General features: G+C 55.5%; 15 protein-coding genes. All 15 read left to right on the top strand.

The annotated features are described in order from the left end of the window. Positions 1-35: 35 nt before the first annotated feature. The 15 genes from FLT43_RS27615 (at position 36) to dut (ending at position 19,006) form a co-directional block, all read left to right on the top strand. Positions 36-4,346, top strand: coding sequence for a PolC-type DNA polymerase III (locus tag FLT43_RS27615; RefSeq protein ID WP_373994920.1), 4,311 nt, complete (start codon positions 36-38; stop codon positions 4,344-4,346). Between the two features lie 210 nt (positions 4,347-4,556). Further along, positions 4,557-5,018, top strand: a complete 462-nt coding sequence (gene rimP, locus FLT43_RS27620; RefSeq protein ID WP_087441404.1) for a ribosome maturation factor RimP — start codon at positions 4,557-4,559, stop codon at positions 5,016-5,018. Between the two features lie 120 nt (positions 5,019-5,138). After that, positions 5,139-6,239 (top strand): transcription termination factor NusA, encoded by a 1,101-nt coding sequence (gene nusA, locus FLT43_RS27625; protein ID WP_087441403.1) that lies wholly within the window; start codon positions 5,139-5,141, stop codon positions 6,237-6,239. Between the two features lie 81 nt (positions 6,240-6,320). Further along, entirely contained in the window at positions 6,321-6,632 is a 312-nt protein-coding gene (gene rnpM / locus FLT43_RS27630) for an RNase P modulator RnpM (protein WP_087441402.1), read from the top strand. Then, positions 6,625-6,948 carry a L7Ae/L30e/S12e/Gadd45 family ribosomal protein gene (locus tag FLT43_RS27635; RefSeq protein ID WP_115057789.1) on the top strand — a complete coding sequence of 108 codons (324 nt, stop codon included), beginning with the start codon at positions 6,625-6,627 and terminating at the stop codon, positions 6,946-6,948. The genes rnpM and FLT43_RS27635 overlap by 8 nt, the downstream gene beginning before the upstream one ends. Next, positions 6,941-9,568 (top strand): translation initiation factor IF-2, encoded by a 2,628-nt coding sequence (gene infB, locus FLT43_RS27640; protein WP_087441400.1) that lies wholly within the window; start codon positions 6,941-6,943, stop codon positions 9,566-9,568. Before FLT43_RS27635 ends, infB begins: the two co-directional genes overlap by 8 nt. A gap of 59 nt (positions 9,569-9,627) precedes the next feature. Continuing rightward, entirely contained in the window at positions 9,628-9,984 is a 357-nt protein-coding gene (gene rbfA, locus FLT43_RS27645; RefSeq protein WP_087441399.1) for a 30S ribosome-binding factor RbfA, read from the top strand. 69 nt (positions 9,985-10,053) lie between these two features. After that, positions 10,054-11,052, top strand: coding sequence for a DHH family phosphoesterase (locus FLT43_RS27650; RefSeq protein WP_087441398.1), 999 nt, complete (start codon positions 10,054-10,056; stop codon positions 11,050-11,052). Continuing rightward, entirely contained in the window at positions 11,049-11,963 is a 915-nt protein-coding gene (truB, locus tag FLT43_RS27655) for a tRNA pseudouridine(55) synthase TruB (protein WP_087441397.1), read from the top strand. The genes FLT43_RS27650 and truB overlap by 4 nt, the downstream gene beginning before the upstream one ends. A gap of 171 nt (positions 11,964-12,134) precedes the next feature. Then, positions 12,135-13,112: a bifunctional riboflavin kinase/FAD synthetase gene (locus FLT43_RS27660; protein ID WP_087441396.1), complete on the top strand. Its 978-nt coding sequence runs from the start codon at positions 12,135-12,137 to the stop codon at positions 13,110-13,112. 172 nt (positions 13,113-13,284) lie between these two features. Further along, on the top strand, positions 13,285-13,554 hold the full coding sequence (gene rpsO, locus FLT43_RS27665; protein WP_087441395.1) for a 30S ribosomal protein S15: 270 nt from the start codon (positions 13,285-13,287) through the stop codon (positions 13,552-13,554). Between the two features lie 317 nt (positions 13,555-13,871). Beyond that, positions 13,872-16,076, top strand: a complete 2,205-nt coding sequence (gene pnp, locus FLT43_RS27670) for a polyribonucleotide nucleotidyltransferase (RefSeq protein WP_087441394.1) — start codon at positions 13,872-13,874, stop codon at positions 16,074-16,076. Between the two features lie 155 nt (positions 16,077-16,231). After that, positions 16,232-17,245, top strand: a complete 1,014-nt coding sequence (locus FLT43_RS27675) for a polysaccharide deacetylase family protein (protein ID WP_087441393.1) — start codon at positions 16,232-16,234, stop codon at positions 17,243-17,245. Between the two features lie 59 nt (positions 17,246-17,304). Continuing rightward, complete coding sequence (locus FLT43_RS27680; protein ID WP_087441392.1) at positions 17,305-18,579, top strand: M16 family metallopeptidase; 1,275 nt, start codon at positions 17,305-17,307, stop codon at positions 18,577-18,579. Further along, a complete protein-coding gene (dut, locus tag FLT43_RS27685; RefSeq protein ID WP_087441391.1) occupies positions 18,548-19,006 on the top strand; it encodes a dUTP diphosphatase in 459 nt (152 codons plus the stop codon). The genes FLT43_RS27680 and dut overlap by 32 nt, the downstream gene beginning before the upstream one ends. The last annotated feature ends 130 nt before the right edge of the window (positions 19,007-19,136 follow it).

Raw genomic sequence — 19,136 nt, forward strand, 5'->3', positions numbered from 1 at the left:
ATACAACCGGTTGTCATGGGGGTGGAATAATCGGCATGTCGGATAACAGAATGCGATTTGAGTTGTTAATGAAGCAGGCTGGCGTTCCTGCGGAGCTGGCGGAAGGAAGCTATCATGACGCCAGAATCGAGCGGGTCGAATGCAGCCGTTCCAATCGGGAGTGGACGATCCATATCGGCAAGGCGTCGGTAGCGCCGGCGGAGGCCTATCGTTCCTTTTGTCTCCGCGTGCAGGAGAAGCTGTCCCATATCGCCAAGATCCGAATTATTTTTCATTATGATGAAAATGTAAGCAATGCGGAGGTCGTTGAGGCCTATTGGGGTCTGTTCGTCGAATGGGTCAAGCGGGAAGTCGCATCCGTCAACGGTTGGCTGCATCGCGCCAAGGTCGATGTGGAAGGCGATCTGGTCAAGCTGACGCTGGCTGAAGCGACGACCTTGGAGCTTGCCAAGAAGAAGCAGATCGACAGTTATGCGGTTCAATTCTTCCAGACGTATTTCTCCCGCTCTCTGCGCTTCACGATGCAGAAAGGCAGCTTCGATACGGATGCGTATGAGGCCTTCCAGGCCAAGCTTGTTGAGGAAGAGCGGCAGGTCGTCCAGCAGATGATGGTGGAAGCCGAGCGCGAGGCGGCCGAAGCGGCCGCTCCCGGGGAAGCGCCGGCACGTCTCCATGTCGGCTATGATATCAAGGACGATGCGACGCCGATTATGGATATTCAGGATGAGGAGAAGCGGATCACGATTCAGGGAGCTGTCTTCGGACTGGAAATGAAGGAGCTGCGGAACGGCAGCACGCTGTTCACCTTCAATGTGACGGACTTCACCGATTCGCTCATGATGAAGATGTTCGCGAAGACGAAAGAGGATCTTGCCATGCTTAGCCTCATCGCCAACGGCAAGTGGGTGAAGGCGCGCGGACGCGTGGAGTACGATCGCTTCATGATGGTGCCCGAGCTTGTCATGATTCCGTCGGACTTGAACGAAGTGACGCCGCCTGCGGAGCGGCAGGATCCGGCAGCGGAGAAGCGGGTCGAATTCCATCTCCATTCCACGATGAGCACGATGGATGCGGTGGCGCCGATTGACGCCTACATTAAGCAGGCAGCCAAATGGGGTCATAAAGCGATTGCGGTCACGGATCACGCCAATGTGCAATGCTACCCGGAAGCGGCCAAGGCGGCCAAGAAGCATGGATTGAAAATGATCTACGGCCTGGAAGCGAACGTCATCAACGACGATCTGGAAGTGGTCATGAACGCCGAGCCCCGCAACTTGAAGGAAGCGACCTATGTCGTGTTCGATATCGAGACGACGGGTCTGTCGGTTACGAATACGAAGATGACGGAGATCGCCGGCGTCAAAATGCAGGACGGCCAGGAGATCGAACGCTATGCCACCTTCGTCAACCCGCATGAGCCGATCCCGTACCATATTCAGCAGCTGACGAATATTACGGATGAGATGGTGAAGGATGCTCCCGATATCGATCAGGTGCTGCGCGAGTTCACGGAATTCGTCGGCGATGCGATATTGGTCGCGCATAACGCGAGATTCGATATGGGCTATGTGCAGTACAATCTGAAGAAGCTGGGGATGCCCGAGATGACCAATCCGGTCATCGATACGCTGGAACTGGCCCGGCTGATCCATCCGACGCTGAAGAACCACCGCCTGAATACGCTGGCGGACAAATATAAGGTGTCGCTGGAGAACCATCACCGCGCCATTGACGACACGATTGCGCTCTTCGGGATTTTGAACGGGTTGCTGAAGGACGCTCAGGCCATCTACGGCATTGAGATGCTCGACCGCTTGAATGATTATGTCGGCCAGAATCTGAAGAACGCACGGCCGTTCCACTGCAATATTTACGCGTTGAACGGCGTCGGCAAGAAAAATTTGTATAAGCTCGTATCGATGTCGCATACCGAATATTTCAATCGCGTCGCCTGTATTCCGAAGAGCAAACTTGTGGAGATGCGGGAAGGGCTGCTGCTGATGTCGGGCTGCGAGAAGGGCGAGTTTTTCGAGACGGTGCTCAACAAGTCGATTGAAGAGGCGGAGCAGGTGGCCGAGTTCTATGACGTGCTGGAGATTCAACCGCTGACCATGTATATGCATCTGGTCGACAAAGGACTTGTCGGCTCGAAGCAGCAGATCGAGGAGGCGCTCCGCAAAGTTGTCCAGATTGGGGAAAAGCTGAATAAGCCAGTAGTCGCCACAGGCAACGCGCACTATCTCAATCCAAGAGACAAGCTGTTCCGCGACATTACGATTCACGGTATAACAGGCTTCAGCCCGCTCAAAGATATGCGCAAGCCGGATGCCCATTTCCGCACGACGACGGAAATGCTGCAGGAATTCGAGTTCCTCGGCAAAGAGACGGCCTACGATGTCGTCGTGCGCAATACGAATCAGCTCGCGGATCGGTTCGAGGATCTGGTCCTGTTCCCGGATAAGCTGTTCACCCCGATTATCGAAGGGGCAGACGAAGAGATTCGGACGACCTGCTACCGGACGGCGGAGGAAGTCTACGGCACGCCGCTGCCGGATATCGTTGTTAAGCGGCTGGAAAAGGAACTGGAGCCGATTATCAAGTACGGCTTCTCCGCCAACTACTTGATCTCCGAGCGGCTCGTCAAAAAATCAAATGAAGACGGCTATCTCGTCGGTTCGCGGGGCTCCGTCGGCTCTTCGGTCGTCGCGACCTTCCTCGGCATCTCCGAGGTTAACCCGCTGCCGCCGCATTATATATGCAAAAATTTCGAATGCAAGCACAGTGAATGGATTACGGACGGAAGCGTGCCGAGCGGCTTCGACCTTCCGGACAAGCAATGCCCGCTATGCGGGCAGATGCTGAAGGGCGAGGGCCAGGACATCCCGTTCGAGACGTTCCTCGGCTTCAAGGGGGACAAAGTTCCCGATATCGACTTGAACTTCTCCGGGGAATATCAGCCGAATGCCCATAACTTCACGAAGATCATGTTCGGTGAGAAGAGCGTATTCCGCGCGGGGACGATTGGAACGGTAGCGGAGAAGACGGCGTTCGGCTTCGCCAAAAAATATGAGGAATCGCACGGGAAGTCATGGCGGGGCGCCGAGCTGAACCGGCTGGCGTCCGGCTGCACCGGGGTGAAGCGGAGCACCGGACAGCATCCGGGCGGCATTGTCGTCGTCCCGGATTACATGGAAGTGGAGGATATTACTCCGGTCCAATTTCCGGCGGACGATACGTCGGCCGAATGGAAGACGACGCATTTCGACTATCACGCCTTCGACGCGAATCTGCTCAAGCTTGATATTCTCGGCCACGATGATCCGACGATGATGCGGATGCTCCAGGACCTGACCGGCGTCGATCCGACGACGATTCCGATGAACGACCCGAAGGTGATGAGCTTGTTCAATTCGACGGACGCGTTGGGCGTCCCGCCGGAGCAGATACGCACGCCAGTCGCCACCTACGGGATTCCGGAGATGGGAACGCGTTTCGTCCGGCAGATGCTCGTAGAAGCACAGCCTTCCTCGTTCGCGGATTTGCTGCAAATCTCGGGCTTGTCCCACGGGACAGGCGTATGGCTCGGCAATGCGCAGGAGCTGATCAAGAACGGGGTCTGCACGATCAAGACGGTCATCGGCTGCCGGGACGAGATTATGTTGTTCTTAATCTACAAGGCGGGAATGGATGCCGGCCTCGCCTTCAAAATAACCGAGAGCGTGCGGAAGGGGAAAGGGCTGACTCCGGAATGGATCGAAGAGATGAAGCGGTGCAACGTGCCGCAATGGTATATTGATTCCTGTCTCAAGATCCAGTACATGTTCCCGAAAGCCCACGCTGCAGCGTACGTTATCTCGGCGGTGCGGACCGCGTACTTCAAGCTCTACCACCCGATTGAATTCTATGCGACGTACTTCACGGTGCGTGCGGAAGATTTCGATATCGAGCTGTGCTGCCAGGGTTATGACGCGATCAACCGCAAGATCAGCGAGATCGAAGCGAAGGGATTCCAGGCGACGACGAAGGAGAAGAGTATGGTATCGATTTTGGAGATGGCGCTCGAAATGACCGCCCGCGGCTTCACGTTCAAGCCGATCGATCTGTACCGGTCCGATGCAACCCGCTTCCAGGTGGACGAAGGCGCGCTCATCCCGCCGTTCTCCGCCGTGCAGGGCATCGGGGAGAATGCGGCGCGCAATATCGCGGCTTCCCGCGAGGCGGGAGAATACCTGTCCGTGGAGGACTTCCAGAACCGCTCGAAGGCGACGAAAACGATCGTGGAGCTGCTGAGCCAGATGGGCTGCTTCCGCGGACTGCCGGAGAGCAATCAGCTGTCGTTGTTCTGACCATTCGCTTACAGAACAGACGGGCTCATTCAAGGAAGGCAGAGGATGGGATTGCCCTTGCCATTCCGTATAGGGCTATGATATAATTTTTTTGGTAATCATGTGGATAAATCCGTTGCGCAAAGAGTGGGGAAACCCACTCTTTCATATTTGCGTGCGGATTCTGAAATATACAGCAACTATTTCCAACTGTGCAGGAGGTCCTTGAATTTGAGTTCACCGAACATTAAATCGGTAGTTGAAAGCATGATCACGCCGTATTTGGAGGAGAACGGTTTCGAACTGGTCGACATTGAGTATGTCAAAGAAGGCAGCAGCTGGTTTCTGCGCATCTTTGTCGACAAAGAGGGCGGCATCGATATTGAGGACTGCGGGCGTATCAGCGAGTACGCAAGCCAGAAGCTGGATGAGACTGATCCTATTGAGGATGCTTATTTCTTGGAGGTATCGTCTCCGGGGGCGGAACGCCCGTTGAAAAAGCCGCAGGATGTGGCCAAGTCGGTTGGCAAGCATGTATTTGTCACTACATACGAGCCGATTGGCGGATTGAAGGAGTTCGAGGGAGAACTGGTGTCGTTCGATGGCGAGACGATGGTTGTCCAGGTTGGCGGCAAAGAGCGGGCCATCCCGTATAACAAAGTAGCCAGCGCGCGACTTGCGATTGTCTTTTAACAGTCAGTACCCGTTCAAAGCGTCCGGTATTCAGCACCGGCAAGACTGCTTGAACTTGCATCCTTTTTGAACTGAACAGGAATCAGGCCGTGACCGGTCGAAAGGGGGAGCTAACCAATCATGAGTATGGATTTTATTGAAGCGTTGACCGAAATTGAACGAGAAAAAGGAATTAGCAAGGATGTATTGATTGAAGCGATTGAAGCGGCTCTTATTTCCAGCTACAAGCGCAACTTCAACACCGCGCAAAATGTGCGCGTCGACGTGAACCGGGCGACGGGCGTAATCAAAGTATTTGCCCGCAAGACGGTCGTGGACGAGGTTCTCGACCCTCGTCTCGAAATCTCGCTCCACGCTGCCCGCGAGATGAACCCGAATTACCAGCTGGATGACATTTGCGAGATCGAAGTGACGCCGCGCGATTTCGGCCGGATTGCGGCCCAGACGGCGAAGCAGGTCGTCACGCAGCGCATCCGGGAGGCGGAGCGCGGCCTTATCTATAACGCATTCATCGACAAGGCGGAAGATATCGTGACCGGTATCGTGCAGCGTCAAGATATGCGCAATGTCTTCGTCGACCTGGGCAAGGTGGAAGCGGTTCTGCCGCTGAATGAACTGATGCCGAACGAGAAGTTCAAGCACGGGGATCGGGTGAAGGCATATATTACGAAGGTGGAAAATACGACAAAAGGGCCGCAAATCGTCCTGTCCCGGACACATCCGGGGCTGCTGAAGCGCCTGTTCGAGCTGGAAGTGCCTGAAATCTTCGACGGGGTCGTCGAAATCAAGTCGGTCGCGCGCGAAGCGGGGCAGCGCTCCAAAATCGCGGTCCACTCCCGGAACGAAGAGGTAGATCCGGTTGGGTCCTGCGTCGGACCGAAAGGAATGCGGGTGCAGACGATTGTGAACGAGCTGCGCGGCGAGAAAATCGATATCGTCCGCTGGTCGGATGATGTGAAGGAATATGTCGCCAATGCACTCAGCCCTTCCAAAGTCGTCGATGTCACCGTGTACGAATCCGAGAAGATGGCACGGGTTATCGTGCCGGATTATCAGTTGTCGCTCGCTATCGGCATCAAAGGCCAGAATGCGCGCCTCGCCGCCAAGCTGACCGGATGGAAAATTGATATCAAGAGCGAGTCTCAGGCTGAGCAGGAGCCTGTCCAGGACGAGGGCGGCATAGCGGAAGACACAGACAGCTTCGACAGCTTCGAAGAATAACACCGAAGGCGCGACCATCGCCATATGTTACGGTCGCAGCCTCCACCGGAAGCTCGATCGGATCGTAAGGGGGAATGAGTCATGAGAACAAGGAAGGTTCCGCTGCGCAAATGCGTCGCCTGTCAAGAAATGATGCCGAAAAAAGAATTGATCCGCGTCGTCCGGACGCCGGAAGAAGAAGTCCTCATCGATCTGACCGGCAAAAAATCGGGCCGTGGCGCTTACTTGTGCGGGAAGCTGTCCTGCTTCAAGCTGGCGCATAAATCACGGGCTTTGGACAGAGCGTTGAAGCATCAGGTGCAGCCTGAAATCTATGAGCAGCTTGCGCAAGATTTCATCAAGGTGGAAGATGAATTCAATGCGATGAAGGAAAAGGTGGACGATGATGAGTAAGCTGATGTCTCAGCTCGGCCTTGCTCAACGGGCGGGCAAGCTGGTGACGGGCGACGAGATTGTCCTCAAGGCGATTCGCGGCAGCCAGGCTCAGCTCGTCATCGTAGCGGGGGATGCATCCGAGAACACGAAGAAGAAGTTTCGGGATAAGTGCAAATCGTACAGTATTCCGTTGGCCATCGGATTTGACAGAGACAGACTGGGAGGCAGCATCGGCAAGCCGGAGCGGGTCGTGCTGGCTGTATTGGACGGCGGATTTGCGACCATGATGCGGAACGGACTGAAAACTATGTCGGAGGTGGAGTATATTGAGTAAACAAGAGAAGGACAATAAAGATAAATTGAGAGTTTACGAATATGCCAAATCGCTCAATATGAGCAGCAAGGAAATTATTACGATACTAAAGCGTTTGAACATACCAGTCAACAATCATATGAGCGTAATGGAGAATGATGCCGTGAAGAAGGTCGAACAGTTTTTCCGTGATGTAAAAGCAAATGCGCAAGCCAAACGAGAAGGAGGGCAACCTTCGAAGCCGCAAGCGCAGACGAGTCAAGCGGGAACGAAGCAGACCGAAGCGGCGAAAAAGCCGGAACAGCACAAAGATTCGAACGACAGACCGCAAGGCCAGCGCGGATCGCGCGATGGCCAGCGCCAACCGCAGCGCGGCGATCAGCAGCGTGATGGGAATCGCGGGCAAGCGGGACGCAATTCAGATCGCAATGCGCAGCGTGGCGGAGGCGGTCAACGAGATCAACAGAGACAGGGCGAGAAGCAAACGACAATGAATACGAGACCGAACCAAACCAACAACAGACCGGGCGGACAGGATTCAACACAACGCAAGCCTCAGGGCGGAACGAACAATACGAACCGTGGCGGCGGACCGGGCGGATCAGCGAACAATGCGAACCGCGGCGGCGGCCAAGGCGGCCAAGGTGGCCAAGGTGGCCAAGGACAACGGCAAGGGAAGCCCGGCAATGCGCCAGCTTCCAACCGTTCCAACCCGCCGCGCCGCTTCGAGGATTCCAACGCGAAGGACGGCAAGCGGAACAATAAGCCAGGCAACCGCCGCTTCGATGACAACAACAAGTTCGGCGGTTCCCGGGGCGGACAAGGCCGCGGCCGCAACAAAGGCCGGAACAACAATCAGCAGCAGGAGCGCCGCGAGAAAATCGATAACACACCGAAGAAAATTATCGTTCGCGGTGCGATGACGGTTGGAGAACTGGCGAAGCTGCTTCATAAGGACGCTTCCGAGGTCATCAAGAAGCTGTTGTTCCTCGGAGTCATGGCGACGATCAATCAGGAAGTCGATCTGGACACGATCCAGCTAATTGCCGATGAGTTCAAGGTCGAAGTCGATCTGAAGCTTCCGGCTATCGAGGATCCGTTCGAAGCAGAGGAAGAAATGGACGACGAGGCCGATCTGATGGAGCGTCCGCCGGTCGTTACGATTATGGGTCACGTCGACCACGGGAAGACGACGCTGCTCGATGCTATCCGCAAGACGAACGTTACTAGCGGCGAAGCGGGCGGCATTACCCAGCATATCGGTGCATACCAAGTTGAATTCAATCAGAAGAAGATTACGTTCCTGGATACCCCGGGCCACGAAGCGTTCACGCTCATGCGGGCGCGCGGCGCGCAGGTAACGGACATTACGATTATCGTCGTCGCTGCGGATGACGGCGTTATGCCGCAGACGGTAGAGGCGATCAGCCATGCGAAGGCGGCCAACGTTCCGATCATTGTCGCTGTCAACAAAATTGACAAGCCCGAGGCAAATCCGGATCGGGTGAAGCAAGAATTGACCGAGTATGAGCTCGTACCGGAGGAGTGGGGCGGAGACACGATCTTCGTCAACGTATCTGCGAAGCAGCGCATGGGTCTGGAAGAACTGCTTGAAATGATTCTGCTCGTCTCCGAGGTCAATGAATTCAAGGCAAATCCGGACAAACGCGCCCGCGGCACCGTCATTGAAGCCGAGCTCGACAAAGGACGCGGCCCGGTTGCCCGCATTCTCGTGCAGCACGGCACCTTGCGCGTCGGTGACGCGTTCGTCGCAGGCACATGCTTCGGGCGGGTGCGCGCGATGGTCAATGACAAGGGACGCCGGCTCAAGGAGGCAGGCCCGTCGACGCCGGTTGAGATTACCGGTCTGACGGACGTTCCGCAAGCGGGCGATCCGTTCATGGCGTTCGAGGAAGAGCGCAAAGCCCGCTCCATCGCCGAGAAGCGCGCGACGACGCTTCGGGAAAGCCAGTGGGGGGCGAACTCCCGCGTCACCTTGGACGATCTGTTCAAGCATATTAAAGAAGGCGAGATGAAGGAACTCAACGTCATCATCAAAGCGGACGTTCAGGGATCGGTAGAAGCACTGCGCGGATCGCTCGAGAAGATCGATGTCGAGGGCGTACGCGTGAAGATCATTCATTCCGGCGCCGGGGCAATAACCGAATCGGATATTATTCTCGCGACGGCGTCTAACGCGATTGTTGTCGGCTTCAACGTGCGTCCGGACGCGCAAGCGAAAGCGACGGCCGATCAAGAGAAGGTGGACATCCGCCTGCACCGCGTCATCTATTCCATCGTGGAAGAGATTGAACAGGCGATGAAGGGGATGCTGGATCCGGAGTACAAGGAAGTCGTCATCGGACACGCGGAAGTGCGCCATACGTTCAAGGTCGGCAAGGTCGGAACGATCGCCGGCTGTATGGTCACGCAGGGCAAGATTTCGCGTTCTGCCGATGCTCGCCTGATTCGCGACGGCATCGTCGTGTTCGACGGCAAGATCGACTCCTTGAAGCGCTTCAAGGACGATGCCAAGGAAGTGGCGCAAGGCTACGAGTGCGGAATTATGCTGGAGAAGTTCAATGATATCAAGGAAGGCGACATTATCGAGGCATTCGTCATGGAAGCCGTTGAACGATAATCGTGCGGCCTGACCTTGCCAGCATATGATGAACCAACTAATGAAATGAGGTGTATCCCATGGCAAACTTCCGATCCGGACGGGTTGGCGAACAGATGAAAAAAGAGCTGAGCCAGCTCATCCAATTGGAATTAAAAGATCCTCGAATCGGGTTTGTCACGGTGACGGGCGTCGATGTGACGAATGACCTGTCGCTGGCCAGAGTTTATCTCAGTGTGATGGGGACGGAAGAAGAAAAGGAAGATACGATCAAAGCACTGGAAAAGGCCAGCGGCTTTCTCCGCTCCGAGGTCGGCAAGCGAATCCGTCTGCGCCATACGCCGGAGCTGTCGTTCAAGATTGATGCTTCCATTGAGTACGGCAGCCGGATAGAAAAACTGCTTGGCGATATTCGCGACGATCGCGAGACGACATAAATGCAAATGAAGGACTGAACAGGCAAATCGAGCTTCCGGCTCGATTTGCCTGTCTTCACGGAGGTGCCTATGGCAGAAATGTTATCCGACCGCTACGCCGACGATATCGAGCGCGCATGCGCGTTCCTGCGATCATGCGACGATGTGCTCGTCGTGTCGCATGTGCAGCCGGACGGGGATGCGATCAGTTCTACGCTCGTCATCGGCTGGCTCTTGGACAAATGGAATAAAAAATATCGGCTGGTTAACGAAAATGGCGTGCCGAGCCGGCTGGCTGACTTGCCGATGGCCGAGCAGATCGACAGTTACCAGGATGGGGAAGGCGAGCCGGAGCAGAAATATTCGACCGTCATATGCGTGGATTGCGCTGACTATGCCCGGATCGGCAAGATAGCGAATTGGGTTGCCCCAGATGCCCGCATTTTGAATATCGATCATCATCCAACGAATGACCGCTATGGCGAGGCGGCCCTGATTCGCGACAATGCCGCGGCGACAGCGGAGATTCTATATGATCTTCTGCTGGCAGCGGGCGTCGACTTGGACGAAAAGGTCGGGACGATGCTCTATACCGGGCTGCTGACCGATACAGGCGGCTTCCGCTACAGCAGTACGACTCCGCATGTGATGAGCGTCGCCTCCGAACTGCTGAAGCTGGGGGTTCAAGGGAACGCCATCGCGGATCGGCTGCTGGAAACGATGTCGATGGCGCAGCTGAAGTTGATTCAGCGCGGATTGTCCCGGCTCACCTTTACTCCGGATCAGCGAGTCGGCTGGCTCTTCATCACGCCGGATGATATGCGGGAGACGGGAGCGGTCAATGAAGACCTGGAAGGCCTCGTTAACTATGCCCGCAATGTGGAAGGCGTCGACGTCGGGCTGCTGTTCAAGCAAATTGATGATCAGAACGTCAAGGTGAGCATGCGTTCTTCGGAACGTGTCGATGTCTCCGCGATTGCGAAATCGTTCGGAGGCGGAGGTCATGTTCGGGCTGCCGGATGCAAAGTAAGCGGCATGCTGGATGATATCATTATTCAAGTAGTGGAACGGGTGAAACAAGAATTATGACAGAGCTTCATGGTGTTCTTCCGGTATGGAAGCCGGCAGGTTGGACGTCGCACGATGTGGTGGCCAAAGTCCGCCGGCTCATTCGGGAAAAGCGGATCGGGCATACGGGCACGCTCGACCCTCAAGTCGTGGGTGTCTTGCCGTTATGCGTCGGCAGAGCGACCCGACTGGTCGAATATTTACAGGAAATGCCGAAGGAGTATGAAGCGACGCTGCGGCTTGGCGTGTCGACCGATACGGAGGATATGTCAGGCGAAGTAACGGAACACGCCGATGCATCCCATGTAACCGAAGCGATGGTCAAGGAAGCGCTGCTGTCGTTCATCGGGCCCATCGAACAGGTTCCTCCGATGTACTCCGCGGTCAAGGTGAATGGCAAGCGGCTGTACGAGCTGGCTCGCGAAGGCAAGACCGTAGAGCGCAAGCCGCGTCAAGTGACGATCCATCACATTGAGCTGATCGGAATGACGCTTGGCGGCGCTGAACCGGAGGTGCGGTTCCGCGTTCAATGCTCCAAGGGAACGTACATACGAACCCTGTGCGTCGATGTCGGACGCAAGCTGGGAGTCCCGGCGGCAATGGCGGAATTGATACGGACCCGCTCCGCCAACTTCAGAGAAGAGGATAGCTTCACCTTCGCCCAGATTGAAGAAGCGATGGCGGCCGGAACGCTGGCAGAGCTGCTGATTCCGATGGATCGCGCCGTCTCGCATTTTCCCGAGCTGCGGGTCGCTCCTGCCTTCGCGCCGCATGCGGTTCAGGGCAAGGGCATCCCGGAACGAGGGCTGAGCGTTCCGCCTTTGACGAATTGCATCTATCGGTTGTATGATGAAGAAGGAACTTTTTTCGGCTTGTATCATAAGCCGGACACGGAGCAGGTGCTGCGTCCGATCAAGGTCTTCGTGCCTTAATCGTTCCGCGCAAGGAGGGGAATCCCTTTTTGCGCTGTCCTTTGCCCTGTTTTGTGAAACAGATAACATACCGAAAATGTATGCTTGAACCGGATTTGTGGGAACAACTACCAAGATGGGAACGGCGGTTGTGTGCAACCGGAAATACGAATGCAGGGGCTCTGATTACAAATGGAAAAGATAGTGATACATGCAACAGACGGACATGCGGAATGGACGGCGTCGCGGCAGCCGCAAGTGGTAATCCTGGGTCATTTCGACGGCATACACGCCGGCCATGTGAAGGTGATTGAGCGTGGGCTGAAGTATGGGCGGGAGCATGGCCTGCCTGTCGCTCTGATGACCTTTCACCCCCATCCGAAGGCGGTATTCGGCGATGAACGGTATGCAAGATGCCTGACTCCGCCTAAGGAGAAGGAGCGAGTACTGGCCCAGCTCGGAATCGATCGCTTGTATATCATAGACTTCAATCTGAGCTTCGCCCAGCTGCAGGCCCGCAAGTTCGCGGACTGCCTGTGCAATCTCGGCGTGAAGCATGCCGTGGTCGGCTTCGATAACCGGTTCGGCCATCGCGGGGAAGGCTCGGCTGAGCTGCTGGCCGAATGGGGAGAGGGCTGCTTCACTGTCGATATTGTGTCGGCCCACAACGATGACGATGCGAAGGTGAGCAGCACCCGCATCCGCCAATGCCTTGCCGAAGGCGAGATCACGAAGGCCAATCAATTACTGGCCCGTCCCTATCTGCTGCGCGGGACGGTCATACATGGCGATGCCCGCGGCCGCACGATCGGCTTCCCGACCGCGAACGTGGACCCGGATGAACCGTATGTCATTCCGAGGAACGGCGTCTATGCCGTCAAGGTGAAGGTTGGCGGAATGTGGCATGACGGCGTGATGAACATCGGGTTGAAGCCTACCTTCAAGAGCGGGGAGACGAGACCCTCGATCGAGGCGCACCTGTTCGACTTCGATGCGGACATATACGGGGAAGAAGTGACCATTGCCGTCATGGATTTCCTGAGAGCCGAGCAGAAGTTCGACGGCATCGCGGCGCTTGTCGCCCAGATAACGGCGGACGCCGAGGAAGCCCGGCGACGGCTGGCTTCGATGGAGGGCGCGCCTGCATTGGAGAGCGTGTTCCAGGGGTAGCCATCGGCTGCTGCCGAAAACATCGAGAATCTGCGTTTACTTTTAAATCTGATAGTGATATACTAGTAACGTTGTCGTGAATAAGCGGCAATAGCCTTAGCTTGGTTGCTCGATCTCACCGACGGCAACGAGGCTCTCGGCTGAATTGATAACATATTGGGAGGTGAATAGGATGGCATTGACTCAAGAGCGCAAGCAACAGCTCATTGACATGCATAAGACGCACGAATCGGACACAGGATCTCCGGAAGTGCAGATCGCTATCCTTACTGAGAACATCGTTAATTTGACGGATCACTTGCGGACACATAAGAAAGACCATCATTCCCGCCGCGGATTGTTGAAAATGGTCGGTCAACGCCGTAAGCTTCTTGCTTACTTGAAGAAGAAGGATGTTAAACGTTACAGCGCATTGATCGAGAAGCTCGGACTGCGCCGTTAATAGCAAGGACCTCTTAGCAGCCTGGTTGTTCATCCCGCCTGACAGTGCGGCATGCAGCCGGGTTGCTTTTTAACGATGGGGCGAATTTTGCCCGCTTGCATCGATTCGATGGAGATGATATCAGGCGCAAGGCTGGACGAGCCCCGGCCCGAAGTCTGTTGATACATAATCCTACAATAATGAGTTCATGAACCACATCTAAATGATCTGCCGGAATTTTCGGGCTCATACATTCCCCTTGTTTTTTCAGGCGGGATGCAGGAGATAATGGTAGGTGTAACGAAGATAACTATGCGTAGAACTTAAGGAGGGATCCGATGAACCGCATCGAGATGGAACTTGGCGGAAGACCGCTTGTACTCGAGACGGGACGATTGGCGAAGCAGGCCAACGGCGCCGTCAAGGTTCAATACGGTGACACGGTCGTTCTTTGTACCGTGACCGCTTCGAAGGAACCAAAAGATTTAGACTTTTTTCCGCTAACCGTGAATTATGAAGAGCGTCTGTATTCCGTGGGCAAGATTCCGGGGGGATTCATCAAGCGGGAAGGACGTCCGAGCGAGAAGGCAATCCTGGCGAGCCGTCTTATTGACCGCCCGATTCGCCCGCTGTTCCCGGAAGGCTTCCGCAATGACATTCAGATTGTCGATCTCGTCATGAGCGTTGATCAAGATTGCTCGCCAGAGATGGCGGCCATGATTGGAACGTCAGCTGCGCTGTCGATCTCCGATGTGCCGTTCAACGGTCCTATCGGAGGGGTTGTCGTCGGCCGGATTGACGGTCAATTCATCATTAACCCTACCGTGGAGCAGGAAGAGAAGACCGATATTCACGTCACGGTCGCAGGCACGAAGGATGCGATCATGATGGTCGAAGCCGAAGCGAACGAAGTGCCGGAAGAAGTGATGCTGGAAGCAATCATGTTCGGACACGAAGAGATTCGCAAGATTGTCGATGTGATCGAGCGCTTCACTGAACTCGCCGGAACGGCGAAGATGGAGGTTAAGCTCCATGCCGTTGATACGGACGTTAATGCCGCGGTGCGCGCATTTGCGCAGGAGCGCCTGGTCGAAGCCATCCGCATTCCGGAGAAGCATGCGCGCCAGGATGCGATCGATGCCATCAACCAGGAAGCGGTCGAGCATTTTGAAGCGCAGTATATCGAGTCGCCTGAACGGATGGATGATGTGAAGGAGACGCTGTACGACATTGTCAAGGAAGAAGTGCGCCGCTTGATTACGCATGAGAAAGTGCGCCCGGACGGCCGCAAGGTGGATGAGATCCGCCCGATCGAGTGCGACACGAGCCTGCTGCCGCGCACGCACGGATCAGGCCTGTTCACGCGGGGTCAGACGCAGGCGCTCAGCATTTGTACGTTGGGTGCATTGGGTGATGTGCAGATTCTGGACGGCATCTCGCTGGAAGAATCGAAGCGCTTCATGCATCATTACAACTTCCCGCCTTTCTCCGTAGGGGAAGCTCGTCCATTACGGGCGCCAGGCCGCCGGGAGATTGGACATGGCGCTCTCGGAGAACGCGCGTTGTCCAAGGTCATTCCGCCGGAGTCGGATTTCCCGTACACGATTCGCCTTGTCTCCGAAGTGCTGGAATCGAACGGGTCCACATCCCAGGCGAGCATCTGCGCGAGCACGCTGGCCATGATGGATGCAGGCGTTCCGATCAAGGCGCCGGTAGCCGGTATTGCAATGGGGCTTATTAAGGATGGAGAGCACTTCTCGATTCTGTCCGACATTCAAGGCATGGAAGATCATCTCGGAGATATGGACTTCAAAGTGGCTGGGACCGCCGAAGGGGTTACCGCCATCCAGATGGATATCAAAATCGACGGCATTGACCGCAGCATCTTGACGCAAGCCTTGGCGCAAGCGCGTGAAGGGCGCATGTTCATCCTGGAGAAGATGCTTCAGGTCATCGACAAGCCGCGCGAGACGCTGTCTCCGTATGCGCCTAAGATTTTGATCATGCAGATCAATCCGGACAAAATCCGCGACGTCATCGGCGCAGGCGGCAAGGTGGTTAACAAAATCATCGATGAGACCGGCGTCAAAATCGATATCGAGCAGGATGGACGCATCTTCATTGCATCGCCGAATGAAGAGTCCAATATCCGCGCCCGCGATATGATCGAAGCGATCGTCAAAGAAGTCGTCGTCGGCGAAGTATATACCGGAACGGTGAAGCGCATTGAGAAGTTCGGCGCGTTCGTGGAGATTCTTCCTGGCAAGGAAGGGCTCGTTCATATTTCGCAAATGGCGGCGGAACGTATCGCGAAGGTGGAGGATGTCGCTTCCATCGGCGATAAGATCGAAGTCAAGGTTGTCGAGATTGATCAACAAGGCCGCATCAATCTGTCGCGCCGTGTCTTGCTTGAGCCGGTACAGCCGGAAGGGGCAGCGCCTGCAGACGGAAGCGCGCCGCCGGATCGTCCGCGCAGCGGAGGACGCCCACCGCATGGGGGATCGCGTCCAAGAGGACCGCGCCCGCCACGGCCGCAATCGTAATAAGGAAGAACAGCATAGATACAAGGAAAGAGGCAGACTGGTTTCTGGCTCTTTTTTTGCGTTCATGTTTTTTATTGGTTCGAGCCAGTCCCGTCTTCCGCCGCATAACTATGCCCGATTTGGCATAGAATCAGAAGGACAAACTGTGGAAAGGAATGGACTCAATGCGGCCAGTCACACGAAAATGGATCTTTATCATCGTTGCCTTCATAGGGGCGCTATATATCGGAACGGGAACAGAGGCAGAATCCTTCATTAAAGAGCGCAAAGCGGTGCTCGCCATTAGTGAGGCGTATCACCTGAATGAGGCGGAAGCGCTGGAGAAGCTCCCGTTGAAGGAACGGATTGCGGAGGAGGCCAAAAGCAAATATATCGCACCGATCGACGCGCGAATCGACCGGGTCTGGAAAGCCATCCCGGGGTACAACGGGCTGGAGGTCGATCGGGAGCAAACGTATGAAGCCAATAAAACGAAGCGGGCGGATGCCGGCATTACATGGGTTATGCGAGAAATTCCGCCGCGGGTGACGCTCGAACAATTGGAGCCGCAGCCGATCTATCGCGGCAATCCGAATAAGAAGATGGCCGGGCTGATGATTAATGTCGCATGGGGGAACGAGCACATCGAACCGATGTTGGCGACGCTCAAGGAAGAAAAAGTGAAGGCAACGTTTTTCCTTGATGGAAGCTGGTTGAACAAAAACCCGGACATGGCGAAGCGGATTCAGGAGGAAGGACATGAACTGGAGAATCATGCCTATTCCCATCCGAACATGAGCGAGCTGAGCGCGGGCTTGCAGGCCCAGCAAATCGAGAAAACGAAGCGTCTGCTGGAGACGACTCTCCAGGTGAAAAACAAATGGTTCGCGCCCCCATCCGGCGATTTCAACGCGCTGACGGTTCAGACCGCCCACGCGTACGGATTGAAGACCGTCATGTGGACGGTGGACACCGTCGATTGGAAAAATCCGGAACCTTCCGCCATTATTCGCAAAATCGACGCGAAGGTGGAGCCCGGCTCCCTCATCCTGATGCATCCGACGCCTTCCTCCAAGGCTGCGCTGCCAGGCATCATCCGCACGATTCGCGGCAAAGGCCTATTGCCCGGAACGGTCAGCGAGACGCTGTCCGAGAAGCGGCTCGACGTGGAGTTGGTTGAGCCGCGTTAAGTTTTTTGGTAGGATTAGAGGGGCAACAAGGATTGAACTTCGGATGAGGAGGATTGCCGGTGGAGAAAGTGCAGTTAAGTAACGGTCTGCGGGTCGTTATGGAAAAAATACCAACCTGCCGTTCCGTGTCATTCGGCATTTGGGTGAAGACTGGTTCACGCAATGAGTATGAGACGACCAACGGTATTTCTCATTTTATTGAACACATGATGTTCAAAGGTACGGAGCGGTTCGATGCCAAGGCGATCGCGGATTCGTTCGACGCAATCGGAGGGAATGTGAATGCATTTACTTCGAAGGAATATACGTGCTACTATGCGAAAGTGCTGGATGAGCATCTTCCGATAGCCGTAGATGTGCTGTCGGACATGTTTTTCCGTTCCGCCTTGCAGGCAGAAGAGCTGAGCAAGGAGAAGAACGTCATACTCGAGGAAATCGCCATGTATGAAGACACCCCCGACGATACGGTGCACGATCTCGTCACGCGTGCCGCCTATGGGGGCCATCCGCTCGCGTATCCGATTCTCGGAACGAGGGAACGTCTGGAGCCAATGGGGTCTGCCGACTTGCGCCAATACATGCAGGAGCACTATACGATTGAAAATACGGTGATCGCCGTGGCGGGCAATTTCGATGCCTCCCTATTGGAGCTGCTGGAGAAGCATTTTGGATATTTCCACAATTCCCGACCGTCTAACGAGGTGTCGGCGCCGATATTCGACGGGAGCTCGATCTTCCATCAGAAGAAGACCGAGCAGAATCATATTTGCTTGAGCTTGCCAGGCTGCTCCATGACCGATCCGCGGCTCTATGCCATGATCTTATTGAATAACGTTATCGGAGGCGGCATGAGCTCGCGCCTGTTCCAGGAGATCCGCGAGAAGCGTGGCTTGGCCTATGCGGTCTACTCCTATCATTCCTCGCATGCGGATTGCGGACTGTTCACCCTCTATGCGGGCACGGCGCCGAAGCAGACGCAAGAGGTGCTGGACATTACGCTCGAGGTGCTTGGCAATCTTGCTGCGCACGGTCTGACGCAGGATGAATTGAAGAAGGGCAAGGAGCAGTTGAAAGGAAGCTTGATTCTGGGGCTGGAGAGCACCGGCGCCCGGATGAACCGGTTGGGCAAGAACGAGTTGATGCTTGGCCGGCACTATACATTAGATGAAATTATTGCGCGGATCGATTCGATTACGATGGATGACATTACATATGTTTTATCCCGCATGCTGTCCGAGCCGTTTGCCGCGGCCATGGTTGGAGCGAACGATCGCGCAATTTCGGCTTTCAGGAGGGATTACTTTGTTACAGCAAGTCCATCAAGTTCAAATTAAAAAATTGCCCGGCAACGAAGACATTCCGTTGCCGCAGAAAATGTCCGATCTGGCGGCAGGCTTTGATCTGTATGCGGCGGTACAGGAGCCGCTGACGCTGGCTCCCGGCCACCGCGCCCTGGTGCCGGCCGGATTCGCGATGGCGATGCCGCCATATCTGGAAGCGCAGATTCGTCCACGCAGCGGACTAGCCTTCAAGCATGGCATCACTTGCCTCAATTCGCCGGGAACGATTGACGCGGATTATCGCGGCGAGGTGAAGGTGCTGCTTGTCAATCTCGGACAGCAGCATTTCACGATTGAGCGCAAGGAGCGGATTGCGCAGATGGTGCTCCAGTTCGTGCCGCAGATCGAATTGACCGAAGTGAATGAGCTGTCCGACACCGCTCGCGGCGAAGGCGGCTTCGGCCACACCGGAACGAAATAGGTTGCCAATGCAGTCACTCTTACGAAGTGGCTGCTTTTTTGATCTTTCAGTTCGGGACGAAAGACGAACGGCCGCATGCAGCCGGTCCGTCGCAGGAGAACGGCCAACCGCGTTCCTCCTTCCGGTTGCC

Source organism: Paenibacillus thiaminolyticus (assembly GCF_007066085.1).
Classification (GTDB): domain Bacteria; phylum Bacillota; class Bacilli; order Paenibacillales; family Paenibacillaceae; genus Paenibacillus_B; species Paenibacillus_B thiaminolyticus.